Source organism: Streptomyces sp. NBC_00996, assembly GCF_045162675.1.
GTDB lineage: Bacteria > Actinomycetota > Actinomycetes > Streptomycetales > Streptomycetaceae > Streptomyces.
In genome coordinates this window covers 2,105,426-2,120,043 of record NZ_CP108723.1, presented here as the reverse complement: position 1 = coordinate 2,120,043, position 14,618 = coordinate 2,105,426, and the positions used below count along the sequence as shown (strand labels likewise).

Annotated in this window: 13 protein-coding genes; 7 read left to right on the top strand and 6 right to left on the bottom strand. The window is 70.7% G+C overall.

What is annotated here, in order from left to right; translation table 11 throughout:
* Positions 1-90: 90 nt before the first annotated feature.
* Together OG390_RS10190 and OG390_RS10185 are read left to right on the top strand one after the other, a co-directional pair.
* Positions 91-528: a hypothetical protein gene (locus tag OG390_RS10190; RefSeq protein ID WP_406166817.1), complete on the top strand. Its 438-nt coding sequence runs from the start codon at positions 91-93 to the stop codon at positions 526-528.
* On the top strand, positions 525-1,307 hold the full coding sequence (locus OG390_RS10185; RefSeq protein WP_406166815.1) for a helical backbone metal receptor: 783 nt from the start codon (positions 525-527) through the stop codon (positions 1,305-1,307). Before OG390_RS10190 ends, OG390_RS10185 begins: the two co-directional genes overlap by 4 nt.
* Before the next feature lie 101 nt (positions 1,308-1,408).
* Here OG390_RS10185 and OG390_RS10180 read toward each other — a convergent pair whose 3' ends face one another.
* The 4 genes from OG390_RS10180 to OG390_RS10165 all read right to left on the bottom strand — a co-directional run bounded on the left by OG390_RS10180 (position 1,409) and on the right by OG390_RS10165 (position 6,841).
* Positions 1,409-3,175 carry a choline/carnitine O-acyltransferase gene (locus OG390_RS10180; protein WP_406166814.1) on the bottom strand — a complete coding sequence of 589 codons (1,767 nt, stop codon included), beginning with the start codon at positions 3,173-3,175 and terminating at the stop codon, positions 1,409-1,411.
* A gap of 59 nt (positions 3,176-3,234) precedes the next feature.
* A complete protein-coding gene (locus OG390_RS10175) occupies positions 3,235-4,080 on the bottom strand; it encodes a class I SAM-dependent methyltransferase (RefSeq protein WP_406166812.1) in 846 nt (281 codons plus the stop codon).
* A gap of 293 nt (positions 4,081-4,373) precedes the next feature.
* Complete coding sequence (locus OG390_RS10170; RefSeq protein ID WP_406166810.1) at positions 4,374-5,243, bottom strand: arpA protein; 870 nt, start codon at positions 5,241-5,243, stop codon at positions 4,374-4,376.
* A 458-nt stretch (positions 5,244-5,701) separates the two neighbouring features.
* Entirely contained in the window at positions 5,702-6,841 is a 1,140-nt protein-coding gene (locus OG390_RS10165; RefSeq protein WP_406166808.1) for a TDT family transporter, read from the bottom strand.
* 214 nt (positions 6,842-7,055) lie between these two features.
* Between OG390_RS10165 and OG390_RS10160 the strand changes: the two genes are divergently transcribed.
* The gene (locus tag OG390_RS10160) at positions 7,056-7,955 is read left to right on the top strand and encodes a LysR family transcriptional regulator (RefSeq protein ID WP_406177597.1); all 900 of its coding nucleotides are present in this window, start codon (positions 7,056-7,058) and stop codon (positions 7,953-7,955) included.
* 172 nt (positions 7,956-8,127) lie between these two features.
* On the opposite strand, the gene OG390_RS10155 is transcribed toward OG390_RS10160, so the two are convergent.
* Together OG390_RS10155 and OG390_RS10150 are read right to left on the bottom strand one after the other, a co-directional pair.
* A complete protein-coding gene (locus tag OG390_RS10155; protein WP_406166806.1) occupies positions 8,128-8,808 on the bottom strand; it encodes a gamma-glutamyl-gamma-aminobutyrate hydrolase family protein in 681 nt (226 codons plus the stop codon).
* A 107-nt stretch (positions 8,809-8,915) separates the two neighbouring features.
* Positions 8,916-9,653 carry a FadR/GntR family transcriptional regulator gene (locus OG390_RS10150; RefSeq protein WP_406166804.1) on the bottom strand — a complete coding sequence of 246 codons (738 nt, stop codon included), beginning with the start codon at positions 9,651-9,653 and terminating at the stop codon, positions 8,916-8,918.
* Positions 9,654-9,730: 77 nt separating this feature from the next.
* Between OG390_RS10150 and OG390_RS10145 the strand changes: the two genes are divergently transcribed.
* The 4 genes from OG390_RS10145 to OG390_RS10130 are packed head-to-tail and all read left to right on the top strand — an operon-like array spanning position 9,731 to position 14,606.
* Entirely contained in the window at positions 9,731-11,101 is a 1,371-nt protein-coding gene (locus OG390_RS10145) for a glutamine synthetase family protein (RefSeq protein ID WP_406166802.1), read from the top strand.
* Between the two features lie 8 nt (positions 11,102-11,109).
* Complete coding sequence (locus OG390_RS10140) at positions 11,110-12,510, top strand: aldehyde dehydrogenase family protein (protein WP_406166801.1); 1,401 nt, start codon at positions 11,110-11,112, stop codon at positions 12,508-12,510.
* Positions 12,507-13,289 (top strand): 3-oxoacyl-ACP reductase, encoded by a 783-nt coding sequence (locus OG390_RS10135; protein WP_399076555.1) that lies wholly within the window; start codon positions 12,507-12,509, stop codon positions 13,287-13,289. Before OG390_RS10140 ends, OG390_RS10135 begins: the two co-directional genes overlap by 4 nt.
* A 27-nt stretch (positions 13,290-13,316) precedes the next feature.
* Entirely contained in the window at positions 13,317-14,606 is a 1,290-nt protein-coding gene (locus OG390_RS10130; RefSeq protein ID WP_406166799.1) for a haloacid dehalogenase-like hydrolase, read from the top strand.
* Positions 14,607-14,618: the final 12 nt, after the last annotated feature.

Here is a 14,618-nt window from a genome sequence, read left to right as displayed (position 1 = left end):
CGAGCGTTCCGTTGAGGCCCAGTACACCTTCGGGTGGTGCTGACCCTTCCGTGACGGATGCTCGCCGAGCCGCACTGCGATACTGACGCCATGCCCGGCACCCCCGGTTACGCCTTCAGTGATGCCACGTCCGGCACCCCCGGTTGCGCCTTCAGTGATGCCATGTCCGGCGCCCCCGGTTGCGCCTTCAGTGATGCCATGTCCGGCACCCCCGGTTACGCCTACGACGACACCTCCGAGCGCGCCGGCGGGCGCTTCGAGGCCCTGGAGAGCTGCTGCCACCCGGTTGCCTTCGCCCGCCTCGCCGACCTGGGTGTCGGCCCCGGGACGCGCTGCCCGGAGCTGGGCGGAGGCGGCGGCTCACCGGGCACCCGGTTGCACCAGGTCGACATCCGCCTGCTGGGCCGCCGACTGGTCGAGGAGGGCCTGACGGAGGAGCAGCCGGACCAATGTCCGCGCCTTCTCGACGACCCCGCCTTCGCCTTCAACTCCTCTTCCTTGACTACGACTTGGGGTGTACAGCCATGACGCGCCCCCTGCCTCGCGTCGTGTCGCTCGTGCCCTCGCTCACGGAGGCGGTGGCCGTCTCTGTGCCCGGTGCCCTGGTCGGCGCGACGGACTGGTGCAGCCACCCCGTGGATCTCGATGTCGTACGGATCGGGGGCACCAAGAATCCCCGGGTCGACGGCATCGTGCGGCTCGCCCCCGACCTGGTGGTCGCCAACGGGGAGGAGAACCGCGAGCCCGACCTGACGGCCTTGCGTCAGGCGGGCATCGACGTACTGGTCACCGAGGTGCGGGATGTGCCGGGTGCCTTCCGTGAACTGGAGCGGGTGCTGGCCGTGTGCGGGGCGGCGAACCGGCCGCGCTGGCTCGACGAGGCGGAGACGGCGTGGGCCGAGCTACCGGCTCCCGACCGCCGTACGACCGCGATCGTGCCGATCTGGCGGCGGCCCTGGATGGTCCTCGGCCGGGACACCTTCGCCGGGGACGTGCTGGCCCGGCTGGGCGTGGACAACGTGTACGCGCGCCACGAGGACCGCTACCCGCACATCCCGCTTCCCGAGCTCAGGGCGGCGGACCCGGATCTGGTGGTCCTGCCCGACGAGCCGTACCGCTTCACCGCCGACGACGGTCCCGAGGCCTTCGGGGGCGTGCCCTGCGCATTGGTCGACGGTCGCCAACTGACGTGGTACGGACCCTCGTTGGTGCAGGCGCCCCGTCTGCTCAGCGAGGCGCCGCGACCTGCCGACTGCTGGCCGGGCGGCCGAGAGGGTCCGCGCGGCGCGCGACGGCGGCGACGCTGACCTGGGCTTTCTCGGCTCAGGACAGGCTCAGCCACTGAAGCCGTCCGGGCCGCCGGACCGTGGTCCCCGACCGGGAGTGCCGGTCCGGCGGCGGGGTCCGTTCAGTCCTCAGGCCGCTCGGGCGCCACCAGCTCCCGGAGTTCGTCCATCGCCTCCCGGAGCCGGTCGGCGAACGTCCGCATCTGCGCGGCGACCGCCAACGGCGTGCTCAGGTAGAGGTTGAACCGCTCGGGAAGCAGCACATAGGCGACACCGATGCACTGGCTGCTGGTCGACCCGAAGCCGAAGTACTGGATATTGACGGACGGCGCGGAGCTCGTGCTCAGGTAGTCGTCCCGCATGGTCAACCAGCCCGGCGTCCGGTACAGCGCGGGCTGCTCGGTCACCCCGAGCTCGGCCCCGCGCCGGCGCTGGATCAACTCCAGCTCCCACAGGTGCTGCTCCGGTACCTGCCCGGCCTGGCACGCCTTCGCACGCGCCACGTGAGCCTCGGTGGCTGCCCGGAACGCGGCGCGCCGGGCGTCCGCGTCGGCTGCCGGGTCCTCCATCGCCGCCACGAAAGCCACCATCTCGGTGGTGACGACGCGCATCGCCTCGGTCCGCCCGTGCCGGTACTGCCGGGTGGCGATCGACTCGTACGTGGCGCCCAGGTGCCCCTTGGCGCGCTGGTGGGCGAGCTGGTAAGCGGCCTGGACGAACGCGTCCGGCGAGACCCTCAACGCCTTGGCCGCACTGCTGCCGAAGTCCGTGAACGACAACGTGCTGGTCGCGGTGTTCTCCCCGTACGCCGCGAACGCGTGGGCGGCGGAGCGCACCTGGGCCCGCAGCGCGTCGTCCAGTTCGAACACGATCGGCTCCAGCGCCGGCAGCCCCTGGGAGCGGGCTCCGGACTGCCGGGACTGCTCCTCGGCCGGGGTGTTGAGCAGAGCGTCGGTGAAGGAGAGGATCGTGGTCCCGTCCAACTCGCAGTGCTCGACGTTGATGCCCGCCCGTCCGTCGGCGAAGACGACGAAGGACACGGCCTTGTCGAACCAGCGGTTGCCGCGGTCGCCGTACAGCAGCTGGTCACAGGCGTCCTGGACGTCCGCGGGGGCGAAGTCCTCCAGAGCGACGCAGAACAGCGCGGTCTCGACATCGTCAAGGGCGTGGGCGTTGCGGGGGTGGCAGGCGAGAAGGGACTCCCGGGCGGCTGCCCACTCCGCGCGGGCCATGGTGGTGAGGTGGCCCACCGAGGTGTCCGCGCCGGCCGGGTCGGCGCCGGCCTTCATCACGGCGCGCAGCCCTGCCTCGATGTCATCCAGGCTGTGCGGGACACCGTCCGGACCCAGCACGTCCAGCCGGAACATGCCGCCCCGGAAGAACACCACGATGTGCCGGGCCTCGGACGGGCCCGGCCACTCCTCGGTGTAGGGGGCGCGGACGGTGTCCTGCTGCACGCCGGGGATACGCGTGGTGGAGAACAGAAACTTGTTCTGCACCATCGACTGAGGTGCTCCGCGCTGCACCACCGGTGGAATCAGCTCCTGATCGAGCTGCCGCTTGTAGTTGAGGGCCCCGGCGACGAGCCCGGCCGCCCGCTCCACCTGTGCCCGGTCGGAGTCCTGGAACAGGAAGAAGAAGTTGGCGTTGAGCGCGATCCGGTCCCGGCGGCCCAGGTATCGGTACGGCCAGAAGGTGTCGGGCCAGCTGTGCACGCCCTCCGTGGCGTCGTATTCCTCCAGCGCGGCATGCAGCACCCGGCCGGGGCCACCGGGTCGGAGAAAGGCGGCAACCTCCGCCTCGGTCGCCGACCGCTCGTCGGCGGTCAGCAGCGGCGTACACCAGGCGAGAAACCTCTCGCAGCTCGCATCCAGCGTAGGCAGCGGCACGCGCGGGAGGCTGTCCTCCTGGGCGAAGGTCGCGTTGCCTGACGCATCCTGACTGTTCTTCAACTCGCTTCTCGATTCGGATCGTTGGTACTCGTGATGTCGTACGGCCGGGAAAGGTAGAGCTGTGCGTACAGCCAGCCTTCCGCCTCCAGGCCCCGTGGATCCACCCCTGCGGCCGACATGCTGTCGAGTACGAGCGCCCGCTCCTGCGGGGAGGCGAACCGCCGCTGTCTGAAAGCCTCGTCGACGCGGACGGTCCGGTAGCCCAGACCCCCCAAGGCGCGCTCGACGGAGTCGAACGGGAACATCCGCAGCACGAAGTGCGCCATCCAGGGCCGGCGGATGCCCTGCGCCCGGACGACTCGCGTGAGCGTCCGCTCGGTGACGTAGCCGACGCAGCCCGTCGAGATCACCAGGTCCGTGCCCGAGAGCTGGGCGCGCTGTCGCGGTGTGGGCTCGTGCTCCTCCAGGTCGGCGTGCACCACGTCGTCGAGGAACCCGGCCTCAAGAGCGTAGGACAGCGCGCTGCCGGAGGTGTCGAGGCCGACGAAGCGGATCGCTTGCGGGGGTTGGCGCGACCGAGCCAGCTCCCGGTCGCGGGCCAGCAAAGCCTCGCGGCTCTCGACCGCACGCTCCTCGTCGCCGTATCGCGCGTACAGCTCGTCCATGGTCGCGTCGTACTTCAGCAGGGCGGCGTTGATTCCGTACGAGCAGCCTATGTCCAGCACCTTCGGTACCGCGACGTGCTGGGACTCCCGGTACTCCGTGATGATCTTGGCGAAGTAGGGCTTGGCCTGCTGCGGAACGCCGTAGTCGAGCGGGCGCAGCACCCTGAAATAGGTTCGCGGATCGGGCTGGTCGTAGATGTGGTCGAGTGAGACTTTTCCGGTCACGTCGAAACGCACTGGGCTTACTCCTCCGTGGGATCGCGCAGGGAAAAACGGCCTACGGCGACTACGCGTTCTCGCCGCTCGCTAGTGCCGCGTCAGCCAAGGTTCGCCCCGTCGCGACGCCCGGCACGCTCCCCCACTGCCTCAAGGGCGTGGGAGGTGCCCCCACTCGCCGCACCGGCCGAAAGCCCAAGTACGTCCAGTACGAGGACTTCCGGCCGGCACTCCCCCAGCCTTCGGCCGGGGGGGACCCCCAGAGCACGCACCGGACGCCGCTCCTCAACGGGCAAACCCTGGCTGACGCGGCACTAGTCCAGGAGCCGGTCGCCGCGGACCGCCCGGCCCTCGGCCGCCAGGTGCTCGGGCAGCACCCGGCCGAAGAGCTGCCGGCTCCGTTCCACGCTCCCGATGACGCCGGGGCGCTCGCTGTAGGCGAATATCGCGGAGTGGCGCGCGACCTCGCCGCGCACCGGGCTCACTCGGTGCAGCGAGTAGCGCCCTTTGAACAACTGCAGGTCACCCGGTTGCAGGGGGAGGCGCCGGGTCAACCGCTCGCCCCGGCCGTCCACTACGTCCCGGACGTCGTCGAAATTCTCGTCCTGCGCGGTCCGAATGTTCGGGCAGTACTCGAAGACGCCGCCGGCCCGCGCCTGCTGGGTGAGCATGCTCACGGTGAACTCGTTGGTGTCGAAGTGCCAGGGGTGCTCCATGCCCGGCGCGATGACGTTGAGAACCAGCCCGGAGAGCGGGTCCGCCAGCTCGTGCAGCTCTGGCAGTTCGAAGCAGCGGGCGATGAAGTGCCGGAACACCATGTTGGAGTAGAGTCGGCTGATGAGGGAGTCCGCGGGGATGCGGTCCCGCGCGACGAACGCGTTACCCCGCTCGAAGGTCTTCCGGCCCGGATGGTCCTCCGGCAGCGCGGAGTCCACTGCGATGTTGTAGACGTTCACCGTCTCGACGTCGTGGTGCGCCCGGGGGGCGATGGCCGAGCACTCCTGCCGCAGGACATCGCGCAGCGACGGACGGATGAAGTCCGGCAGCACGGTACAGCCGAGAGTCAACAGGTCGCGCCGGGCACGGGAAACCACGGCCTGTCCCCGGGCGCTCACGACTTCCGACAGGGGATAGCGAGCCGTGTCGACTACCTGATCAAGCGTCAGGGCTTCCAAAGAGCGCATTCGATCCTCTCCACATGCGGGCCGCCCCTCTCGTCGGTTCGCTCGCCGGCCCGCGGTTCCGCCTCTTACGCACACACGGGACGAGCGACGCAATCCGTGCGGTCGGCCGGACCTCACTCTCGGCTTTTCAGTAACTCGGATGGCAGGAAGGGCACTTGAAGTTCCCACAGTGGCGCCGTGTTGTCTGTGACGCGTCACACTGCCCAGCTGTGCGCTCCAGCATGCCTTCGCGGGTTCGGCACGGGACGACCGTCGCGCAGGAGCCGCAGGAGCCGCAGGAGCCGCAGGAGCCGCAGGAGCCGCAGGAGCCGCAGGAGCCGCAGGAGCCGGTGCACCCTGACCGCCCACCGCCGAAGCAACCTCACTACGGTCCGCACATTGCTGGAAGACCCAGCGAAGGACGAACCCCAGCCGCGCCAGTCCACGCGGCAAAGGCATGGGAAGGCGGCCGCAAGAGGCTACCTTCGTGAAGGTGTTGCGAGCAGCTCGCCGCTGACCAGACCGCGAGCCGTGCAGACGGCGGCCACGGACCAGGCGGCCACGAGCAGGACGTACAGGGCGACCGCGAGCACCTCGAAGGCGACCAGTCCCGTGTGCCGGCCCAGCACCTCGGCGCCGGTCACGCAGGTCCCCACCGGGAAGGTGAACGCCCACCAGGTCATCGCGAAGCCCATGCCGCGGCGGCGGGCCCGCAGCACCATCGCGACGGCCAGTCCCAGCCACAGCAGCGCGAAGCCCATCACGGGGACGCCGTAGAGGACGGCGAGGGTGCTGAAGCCCTGCTCGAAAGGGGTGGGCACCACGCCGGGCGCGAAGTCCGCGAACTTGCCGACGGCGGTGGTCGACTGGCCGAGCGGGCCGAGCACGAGGAACAGGGCCGGGGTGAGCGCGAGCGGCAGCGGACCGGTGGTGATGAGCCGCGCGAAGATCATCGGCATCATCACGAGGACGGCGAGCAGGCTCAGCCCGAACATGGCGACACAGGCGAAGAGCAGGGTCTCGCGCGGCTGCCCGGTCGGGAGATGGGGGACGAGCAGGGGGCCTAGAGCCGCGGAGACCATGGGGGCGACGAGGGGGAGCAGCCATACGGGGCTGGCCTGGCCGGGCTCGATGCGGTGGCGGACGACCATGAGGTACGGCACGGCCACGGCGGCGACGAGTCCGATCGCGGTGCCGATGCCGAACAGGACGAAGTCCAGGGCCACCGCCGTTCGTGTCCCGATCCAGTCCTGGCCGACGACCAGGGCGCCGCCGCCGACGGCCAGCAGAGCCATCGAGAGGCAGCCGTAGAAGGGGGCCATCGCTGGATCGAGGAGGTGCGCGCGGGCCTGGTCGCGGTGGTACGCCCAGTGCAGGGTGCGGGCGGTGAGCAGGACCAGGAGCATCGTCAGCGAGAGCGCCCATACGGCCGTGCAGGCGGTCCGCAGGCCCGGCACGTGCCCGGGCAGCCCCGCCCCCGCCGTCGCCACGATCGCGGTGCCCATCACTGAGGCGTACCAGTTCGGCCCGAGGTGCCGGACGGCGGCGGCGCGGGGGGTTCCCGTCTTGCGGGAGGTACCCGCCTTGTGGAGGGTGAGGGGCTGGGCTGCGGTGACCATGTCTCCACGGTCGCGCGGTGATGCGCCGCCCACCAGGGAGCCTGATTCTATGAGGGCATAAGCTGGGTTTATGGGTAAGACGGAAGAGGCGGCGACCGGGAAAGGGCCGGCCGGAACAGGGTCGGTCGGGACAGGGCCGGTCGGAACGGGGCCGGTCGGAACGGGGCCGGTCGGAACGGGGCCGGTCGCGGGCAGAGGCGAGGAGCCGGCCTCGATCGGGATCGGGATCGCGCACCGTGTGCCGGATCTGGGCGCGCTGGAGCTGTTGCTGGCCGTGGCACGACTCGGGAGTCTGGGGCGGGCGGCACGTGAGCTCGGCATCACCCAGCCGGCGGCCAGTAGCCGGATCCGCTCCATGGAGCGGCAGCTCGGGGTGGCGCTCGTCGACCGCTCACCGCGCGGGTCCCGGCTCACCGACGCGGGAGCGCTGGTCACGGACTGGGCGCGGCGGGTGGTGGAGGCGGCCGAGGCGTTCGACGCGGGAGCACAGGCGTTGCGGGACCGTCGGGACTCGCGACTCCGGGTGGCCGCGAGCATGACGATCGCCGAGTATCTGCTCCCGGGCTGGCTGATCGCGCTGCGGGCGCAGCGGCCCGACACGGCGGTGTCGCTGCTCGCCGGGAACTCCGCCGCCGTCGCGGAACGTCTTCTCGCCGGCGAGGCGGACCTCGGCTTCGTCGAGGGCCTTTCGGTTCCGACGGGCCTGGACTCGGCGACCATCGCTCACGACCGGCTGATCGTCGTGACGTCGCCCGGGCACCCATGGGCGCGTCGCCGCTCGCCCCTGTCCGCCGCGGAACTCGCGGCTACGCCGCTCATCCTTCGCGAGGAGGGGTCGGGCACGCGCCAAGTCCTCGACACGGCGCTCGGCGGTCTCGCCCGCCCGCTCATCGAGCTCTCCTCGACCACGGCGGTCAAAGCCTCCGCGGTCAGCGGTGCCGGACCCGCCGTCCTCAGCGAGCTGGCCCTCGGCGAGGAGCTCTCGGCCCATCGCCTGGTGACCATCCCGCTGGCCGACGTCCAACTCGACCGTGCCCTCCGCGCGGTCTGGCCGACGGGTCATCGCCCCACGGGCCCGGCCCGCGACCTGCTGTCGCTGACGCGCGGGGTGTAGCGCCGGGGCGGGAGCTCTACGCCCGTAAGCGCAGTTCCCCGAGCCCCTTTTTTGGGGGCGCGGGGAACTGCGCAATCTTTTGGTGGGGTCTGGGGGCGCAGCCCCCAGGTACGGGAATGGGTAGGGGTGGCGGGGGCGAAAAACCCTCCACCCCCCTCCCGCACCGGACGGCTCAGGAAGCGGCGCGAACCAGTGCGCGCATGACCCGCAGATCCTCGCCCATCTCCGGATGCCATTGAACCCCCAACACCCAGGCGGAGCCGGGAAGTTCGATCGCCTCCACGGTCCCGTCCCCGGCGTGCGCCGAGGCGACCAGCCCCTCGCCGAGGCAGTCCACGGCCTGGTGGTGGTACGTGGGCACGGCGCACGACTCCGGCACGACGCCCGCGTAGAGACTGCCCGCTACGGGCGACACCTCGTGGTGCCCGAAGACCCCGACGTCCTTGACATGTCCGTCGATGTGCTGAACGAGCGTGCCGCCCAGGGCGACGTTCAGAAGCTGCATACCCCGGCAGATGCCGAGCAGCGGCGTGCGAGAGGCCAACGCGGCCTGGATCAGGGCGAGTTCCCAGGCGTCGCGCGCCGGCGCGGGCGCCCCCGTACGCGGGGAGCGCTCGGCGTCGTAGCGAGCGGGGTCCACGTCCGGGCCGCCCGCGACGACCACCCCGTCGAGGCGGGCGACGGTCGCGGCCGCCCGCGCCGGATCGTCCGGCGGCAACATCGCGGCGAGCCCGCCCGCGCGCTGCACGAGCCTTGGGTAACCGGCCGGAAGCAGCGCCGCCTCCAGCTCCCACACACCCCACCGCGCCCCGGACTCCAGATACGTACTCACGCCGATCAGCGGCCTGCCCACGCTGCTCTCCCTCGGATCAACCAGGTCTACCGGGTCTAATGGAACGCGCTCATACCTTTGCTGCGCGGACATGGAAAGAGCAACCCCCGGCCCGCGTCACATCCGGCTCACGTCAGGAACCCCCGCAGCAGCGCCGCAGTCCCCGCGCAGTGCTCCCGCATCATCTCCCGCGCACCGTCCGTGTCCCCGTCGAGCACCGCCTCGACCAGCGCGGTGTGCTGGCGCTGGGAATGCTCCAGGTTCCGGACCAAAAGGGGGATGCAGTCCAGGAGGTCATTGACGGAGGCGCGGACGGCGGCGTACTGGGCCGCCAACGACGCGGAGCCGCACAGTTCCGCGAGAGTGAGGTGGAGCATCGTGTCCAGGCGCCGGTAGTCGGCCAGCGGCGCGTCATGGGTGCGGGCGAGCGCCTCGCGCAGGCGGCCGGCCCGGTCGTCGTCGAGCCCGTGCGTGGCGCACAGCTCTGCCGCGCCCACCTCCAGCACCTCACGGAAGCGCAGGACGTCCTCGATGTCGACCTCGGCGATCCGCCGCCGCAGCTCCTGCTCGCCGGGTGCGTCGCTCCTCGGCAGCACGAACGTTCCGCCGTACCGGCCGCGCCGGGACTCGACCAGGCCCTGATCCTGAAGCACCTTCAGCACTTCGCGCAGCGTCACCCGACTGATCCCCAGCCGCTCCGCCAATTCTCGCTCGGCGGGCAGCCGTTCGCCGCCGGGTACCAGGCCGAGCCGGACGACCTGGAGGATCTGCTCCAGCGCCTCCTCGAAACCGTTGCCCGCCCGCACCGGCCGCAGTACCGGCGTCAGCCGGTCGTCCACCCCGCGGTCGGGTTCCGTCCGCGTCATCCGGTCGTGCCCCCTTCCCAAGCAATGGTTCTCGGCAATACCTTATGGCTCTCGGCTGACCCAAGGAGGCTTTTCCGGTGGCAGACCGCACACCCCCGCTCGGCGTCGAGGAGCTGCACGCCCTCGTCGCGGGCGGTGAGATCGACACCGTCGTCCTGGCCTTCCCCGATATGCAGGGGCGACTCCAGGGCAAGCGGTTCGCCGCGCGCTTCTTCCTCGACGAGGTCCTGGAGCACGGCACGGAGGGCTGCAACTACCTCCTGGCCGTCGACACCGAGATGAACACGGTCGACGGGTACGACATGTCCTCCTGGGACCGGGGCTACGGCGACTTCGCCATGCACCCCGATCTCAGCACCCTGCGGCGCGTCCCCTGGAACGAGGGCACCGCCCTGCTCATCGCCGACCTCGCCTGGAACGACGGCTCCCCGGTCGTGGCCGCGCCCCGCCAGATCCTGCGCCGCCAGCTCGACCGCCTTGCCGCGCTCGGCCACACCGCCCAGGTCGGCACCGAGCTCGAGTTCATCGTCTTCAAGGACACCTACGAGCAGGCCTGGGACGCGCGGTACAGGGGCCTGACGCCCGCCAATCAGTACAACATCGACTACTCGGTCCTCGGCACCGGACGCATCGAGCCGCTCCTGCGCCGCATCCGCAACGAAATGCAGGCCGCCGGGCTGACCGTCGAGTCCGCCAAGGGCGAGTGCAACCCCGGCCAGCACGAGATCGCGTTCAAGTACGACGAGGCCCTGGTCACCTGTGACCAGCACGCCATCTACAAGACCGGCGCCAAGGAGATCGCCTCCCAGGAGGGCGTCTCGCTCACCTTCATGGCGAAGTACAACGAGCGCGAGGGCAACTCCTGTCACATCCACCTCTCACTCGCGGACGCCGACGGCACGAATGTCATGGCGGGCTCCTCCCACGACCGGGGCGGCATGTCGGAGGTCATGTGCCACTTCCTCGCCGGGCAGCTCGCCGCGCTCCGCGACTTCTCGCTCCTCTACGCGCCCAACATCAACTCGTACAAGCGTTTCCAGCCCGGCTCCTTCGCACCGACCGCCGTCGCCTGGGGGTACGACAACCGCACCTGCGCCCTCCGCGTCGTCGGCCACGGTCGCTCGATGCGCTTCGAGAACCGGCTCCCCGGCGGCGACGTCAACCCGCACCTGGCCGTCGCCGGACTCGTCGCGGCCGGCCTGTACGGCATCGAGCAGAAGCTGGAGCTGCCCGAGCCGTGCGCGGGCAACGCGTACGCCTCCGAGTACGAGCACGTGCCCACCACGCTGCGGGAGGCCGCCGAGCTCTGGGAGAACAGCCCCATCGCCAAGGCCGCCTTCGGTGACGAGGTGGTGGCGCACTACCGCAACATGGCGCGCGTCGAGCTCGAAGCCTTCGACGCCGCGGTGACCGACTGGGAGCTGCGCCGCTCCTTCGAACGTATGTGAGGCCCTTCTTGTCCGAGCAGTCCGAGCAGTACGCCGCACCGTACGAGCTCCAGGTACTCAATCCCGCGACGGAAGAGGTCATCGCCACCGTCCCGGGAGCCACCCCGCAGGACGTCGACACCGCCGTCGTACGGGCTGCGAAGGCGCAGTCCGGGTGGGCCGCCCTGGCGCCGGGCGAGCGCGCCCGGCTGCTGCGCCGCTTCGCCGTCGTCGTGGACGAACACCTCGAAGAGCTGGCCCGGCTGGAGGTCCGCGAGGCCGGCCACACCCTCGGCAACGCCCGCTGGGAGGCGGGCAACGTCCGTGATCTGCTCGACTACGCCGCCGGGGGAGTGGAGCGGCTGGCCGGCCGCCAGATCCCGGTGCCGGGAGGTCTGGATGTCACGATCCTCGAACCGCTCGGCGTCGTGGGGATCATCGCGCCCTGGAACTTCCCGATGCCGATCGCGGCGTGGGGCACGGCACCGGCACTCGCGGCCGGCAATGCGGTGATCCTCAAGCCTGCCGAGACCACACCCCTGACAGCTCTGCGCCTGGCCGAACTCGCCCTGGAGGCGGGCCTTCCCGAGCACCTGTTCCAGGTGCTGCCGGGCGCGGGACCCGTCGCGGGCAACGCCCTTGTCGAGCACCCGGGAGTGGCCAAGATCGTCTTCACCGGGTCCACGACCGTGGGCAAACAGGTGGTGGCGAGGGGGTCGGCCCTCCTCAAGCGGGTCACCCTCGAACTCGGCGGCAAGAGCCCCAACATCGTCTTCGCCGACGCCGACATCGAGGCCGCCGCGGCCGCCGCCCCCATGTCCTTCCTCGACAACTCCGGCCAGGACTGCTGCGCCCGCACCCGTATCCTCGTCCAGCGCTCCGCCTACGACCGCTTCCTCGAACTTCTCACCCCGGCCGTCGAGTCCGTCCTCGTCGGCGACCCGGCCGACGAGCAGACGCAGATGGGCCCGCTGATCTCCCGGGCGCAGCTGGAGCGCGTACGGTCCTACGTCGCCGCCGACGCGCCCGGCATCCGGGGCAAGGCCCCCGAGGGCCCCGGCTTCTGGTTCCCGCCGACCGTCCTCACCGGCGTCGAGCCGCACGCGCGCGTGGCCGTGGAGGAGGTCTTCGGCCCGGTCGCCGTCGTCCTCCCCTTCGAGGACGAGGCGGACGCGATCCGGCTCGCCAACGACACGTCGTACGGCCTCTCCGGCTCCATCTGGACCCGCGACGTCGGCCGGGCGCTGAGGGTGTCGGGAGCCGTCCGCGCCGGGAACCTGTCCGTCAACTCCCACTCCAGCGTCCGCTATTGGACCCCGTTCGGAGGCTTCAAGCAGTCGGGGATCGGCCGCGAACTCGGCCCGGACGCCCTCACCGCCTTCACCGAAACCAAGAACGTCTTCATCAGCACGGAGGGCCCCGCACAGTGACCGAAGAAAGCATCTGCCGCCGTCTCGTCGGCCGCACCGCCGTGATCACCGGCGCCGGCAGCGGCATCGGCCTCGCCACCGCGCGCCGGCTCGCCTCGGAGGGTGCCCGCGTCGTCTGCGGAGACGTGGACGAGCAGCGCGGCAAGGCGGCCGCCGAGGAGGTCGGCGGGACCTTCGTGAAGGTCGACGTCACCGACCCCGAGCAGGTCGAGGCGCTCTTCAGGACGGCGTACGACACCTACGGCTCCGTCGACATCGCCTTCAACAACGCGGGCATCTCGCCGCCCGACGACGACTCCATCCTGGAGACGGGCCTGGAGGCCTGGAAGCGCGTCCAGGAGGTCAACCTGACCTCCGTCTACCTGTGCTGCAAGGCCGCGATCCCCTACATGCAACGCCAGGGCAAGGGCTCCATCATCAACACGGCGTCGTTCGTGGCCCGGATGGGCGCGGCGACCTCGCAGATCTCGTACACGGCCTCCAAGGGCGGTGTGCTGGCCATGTCCCGCGAACTGGGCGTGCAGTTCGCCAGGGAGGGCATCCGGGTCAACGCCCTGTGTCCCGGGCCGGTCAACACCCCGCTTCTCCAGGAGCTGTTCGCCAAGGATCCGGAGCGGGCCGCCCGACGGCTCGTGCACATCCCCGTCGGGCGGTTCGCCGAGGCCGACGAGATCGCCGCGGCGGTCGCCTTCCTCGCCAGCGACGACTCCTCCTTCGTGAACGCCACCGACTTCCTGGTGGACGGCGGAATCTCGGGCGCGTACGTCACGCCTCTGTAGGTCGCCCGGGTATATCGTCCACATTTCATGCGATACCGACACGTTTTCGCGTGGATCCTGGTCGCGGCCGCCGCCCTGGCGGCCGCGCCACCCGCTGACTCGTCCCCCCGCACGAACTGCCCGCAGCTGTCCGGGAGTTGGTACGGCGACAATCGCGCCCGCCTCCAGCGGGCGATCGACGAGTGGGGCACCTGCACCGGACATACCGGTGGTCTCCTCCAGGCTCTCGGTTTCGCTCGAGCAGGGAGGACTCCCGTGGTCGCCGCCTTCGACTGGGACAACACGGTCACCAAGAACGACGTCACCGACGCCACCCTCGCCTGGGCCCTGCGGCACGACAAGATCCTGCGCCCGGCGAGCTGGAAGGCCACCGGCAAGTGGCTCACCGACGCGGCGGACACCGCACTCACCGCTGCCTGTGGCACGGACGTACCCGTGGGCGCGCCGCTGCCCACCGCCACGAACACCCGCTGCACTGACGAGATCTTCGAGATCCGCGCGGAAGGCAGGACGATGAGCGGCGCCGCCGCCTTCGCCGGAGACTGGAACCACCGGCGCACCGTCCCGCAGTACGCCTGGGTGCCCCAGCTGTTCGCCGGACACACGATTCCCGAGCTGACCTCGTACGCCCGCCGGGCCCGTGCGGAGGCCCTCGCGGCGCCCGTCGGCGTGACACGGACCCTCGGCACCCACACCCTCCCGGCGTACGTCCGCTATTACGACCAGCAGCGCGATCTGATCCGTACGCTCCAAAGGGCCGGATTCGACGTCTACATCGTCTCGGCGGGCTCCGAACCCGTCACCGAGGTCTGGTCGCGCGGCGTCGGCATCGACGCACGGCACACCGTCGCGATCCGCTCCGTCCTCGACCGGCACGGGCGCATCACCACCTGGAACCAGGGCTGCGGCGACGTACCGGCGAACCGTGGCGAGGCCATCCCGTACATCGACGGGAAGCGCTGCTGGATCAACCAGGAGATCTACGGTGTGCGCGGCGCCGCGGCCTGGCAGCGGCAGGACCGGCGCCACCGCCCCGCGATCGCGGCCGGTGACGCCGACACCGACGTCACCTTCGTCGGCGACGCCACCGGCGCGCACCTCGTCCTCAACCGCAACAAGAGCGAACTCATCTGCCGGGCCTACGACGACGCCGACGGCCGCTGGGTGATCAACCCGATGTTCATCGACCCGCTGCCGCGCAGGAAGGATCCCTACCCGTGCTCGACGAGCGCCTACAACGCGCCCGATGGCAGCAAGGGGCCCGTGCGCGAGGCGGACGGCTCGGTCGTGCCCGACCAGGAGGACGCCGTCCACTGAGCACCTCAGCAC

Excerpts from the sequence above, each read along its gene's own strand:
- OG390_RS10130 (WP_406166799.1), top strand. The coding sequence starts at position 13,317 with ATGCGATACCGACACGTTTTCGCGTGGATCCTGGTCGCGGCCGCCGCC.
- OG390_RS10190 (WP_406166817.1), top strand. The coding sequence starts at position 91 with ATGCCCGGCACCCCCGGTTACGCCTTCAGTGATGCCACGTCCGGCACC.
- OG390_RS10150 (WP_406166804.1), bottom strand. The coding sequence starts at position 9,653 with ATGACGCGGACGGAACCCGACCGCGGGGTGGACGACCGGCTGACGCCG.
- OG390_RS10170 (WP_406166810.1), bottom strand. The coding sequence starts at position 5,243 with ATGCGCTCTTTGGAAGCCCTGACGCTTGATCAGGTAGTCGACACGGCT.
- OG390_RS10185 (WP_406166815.1), top strand. The coding sequence starts at position 525 with ATGACGCGCCCCCTGCCTCGCGTCGTGTCGCTCGTGCCCTCGCTCACG.
- OG390_RS10165 (WP_406166808.1), bottom strand. The coding sequence starts at position 6,841 with ATGGTCACCGCAGCCCAGCCCCTCACCCTCCACAAGGCGGGTACCTCC.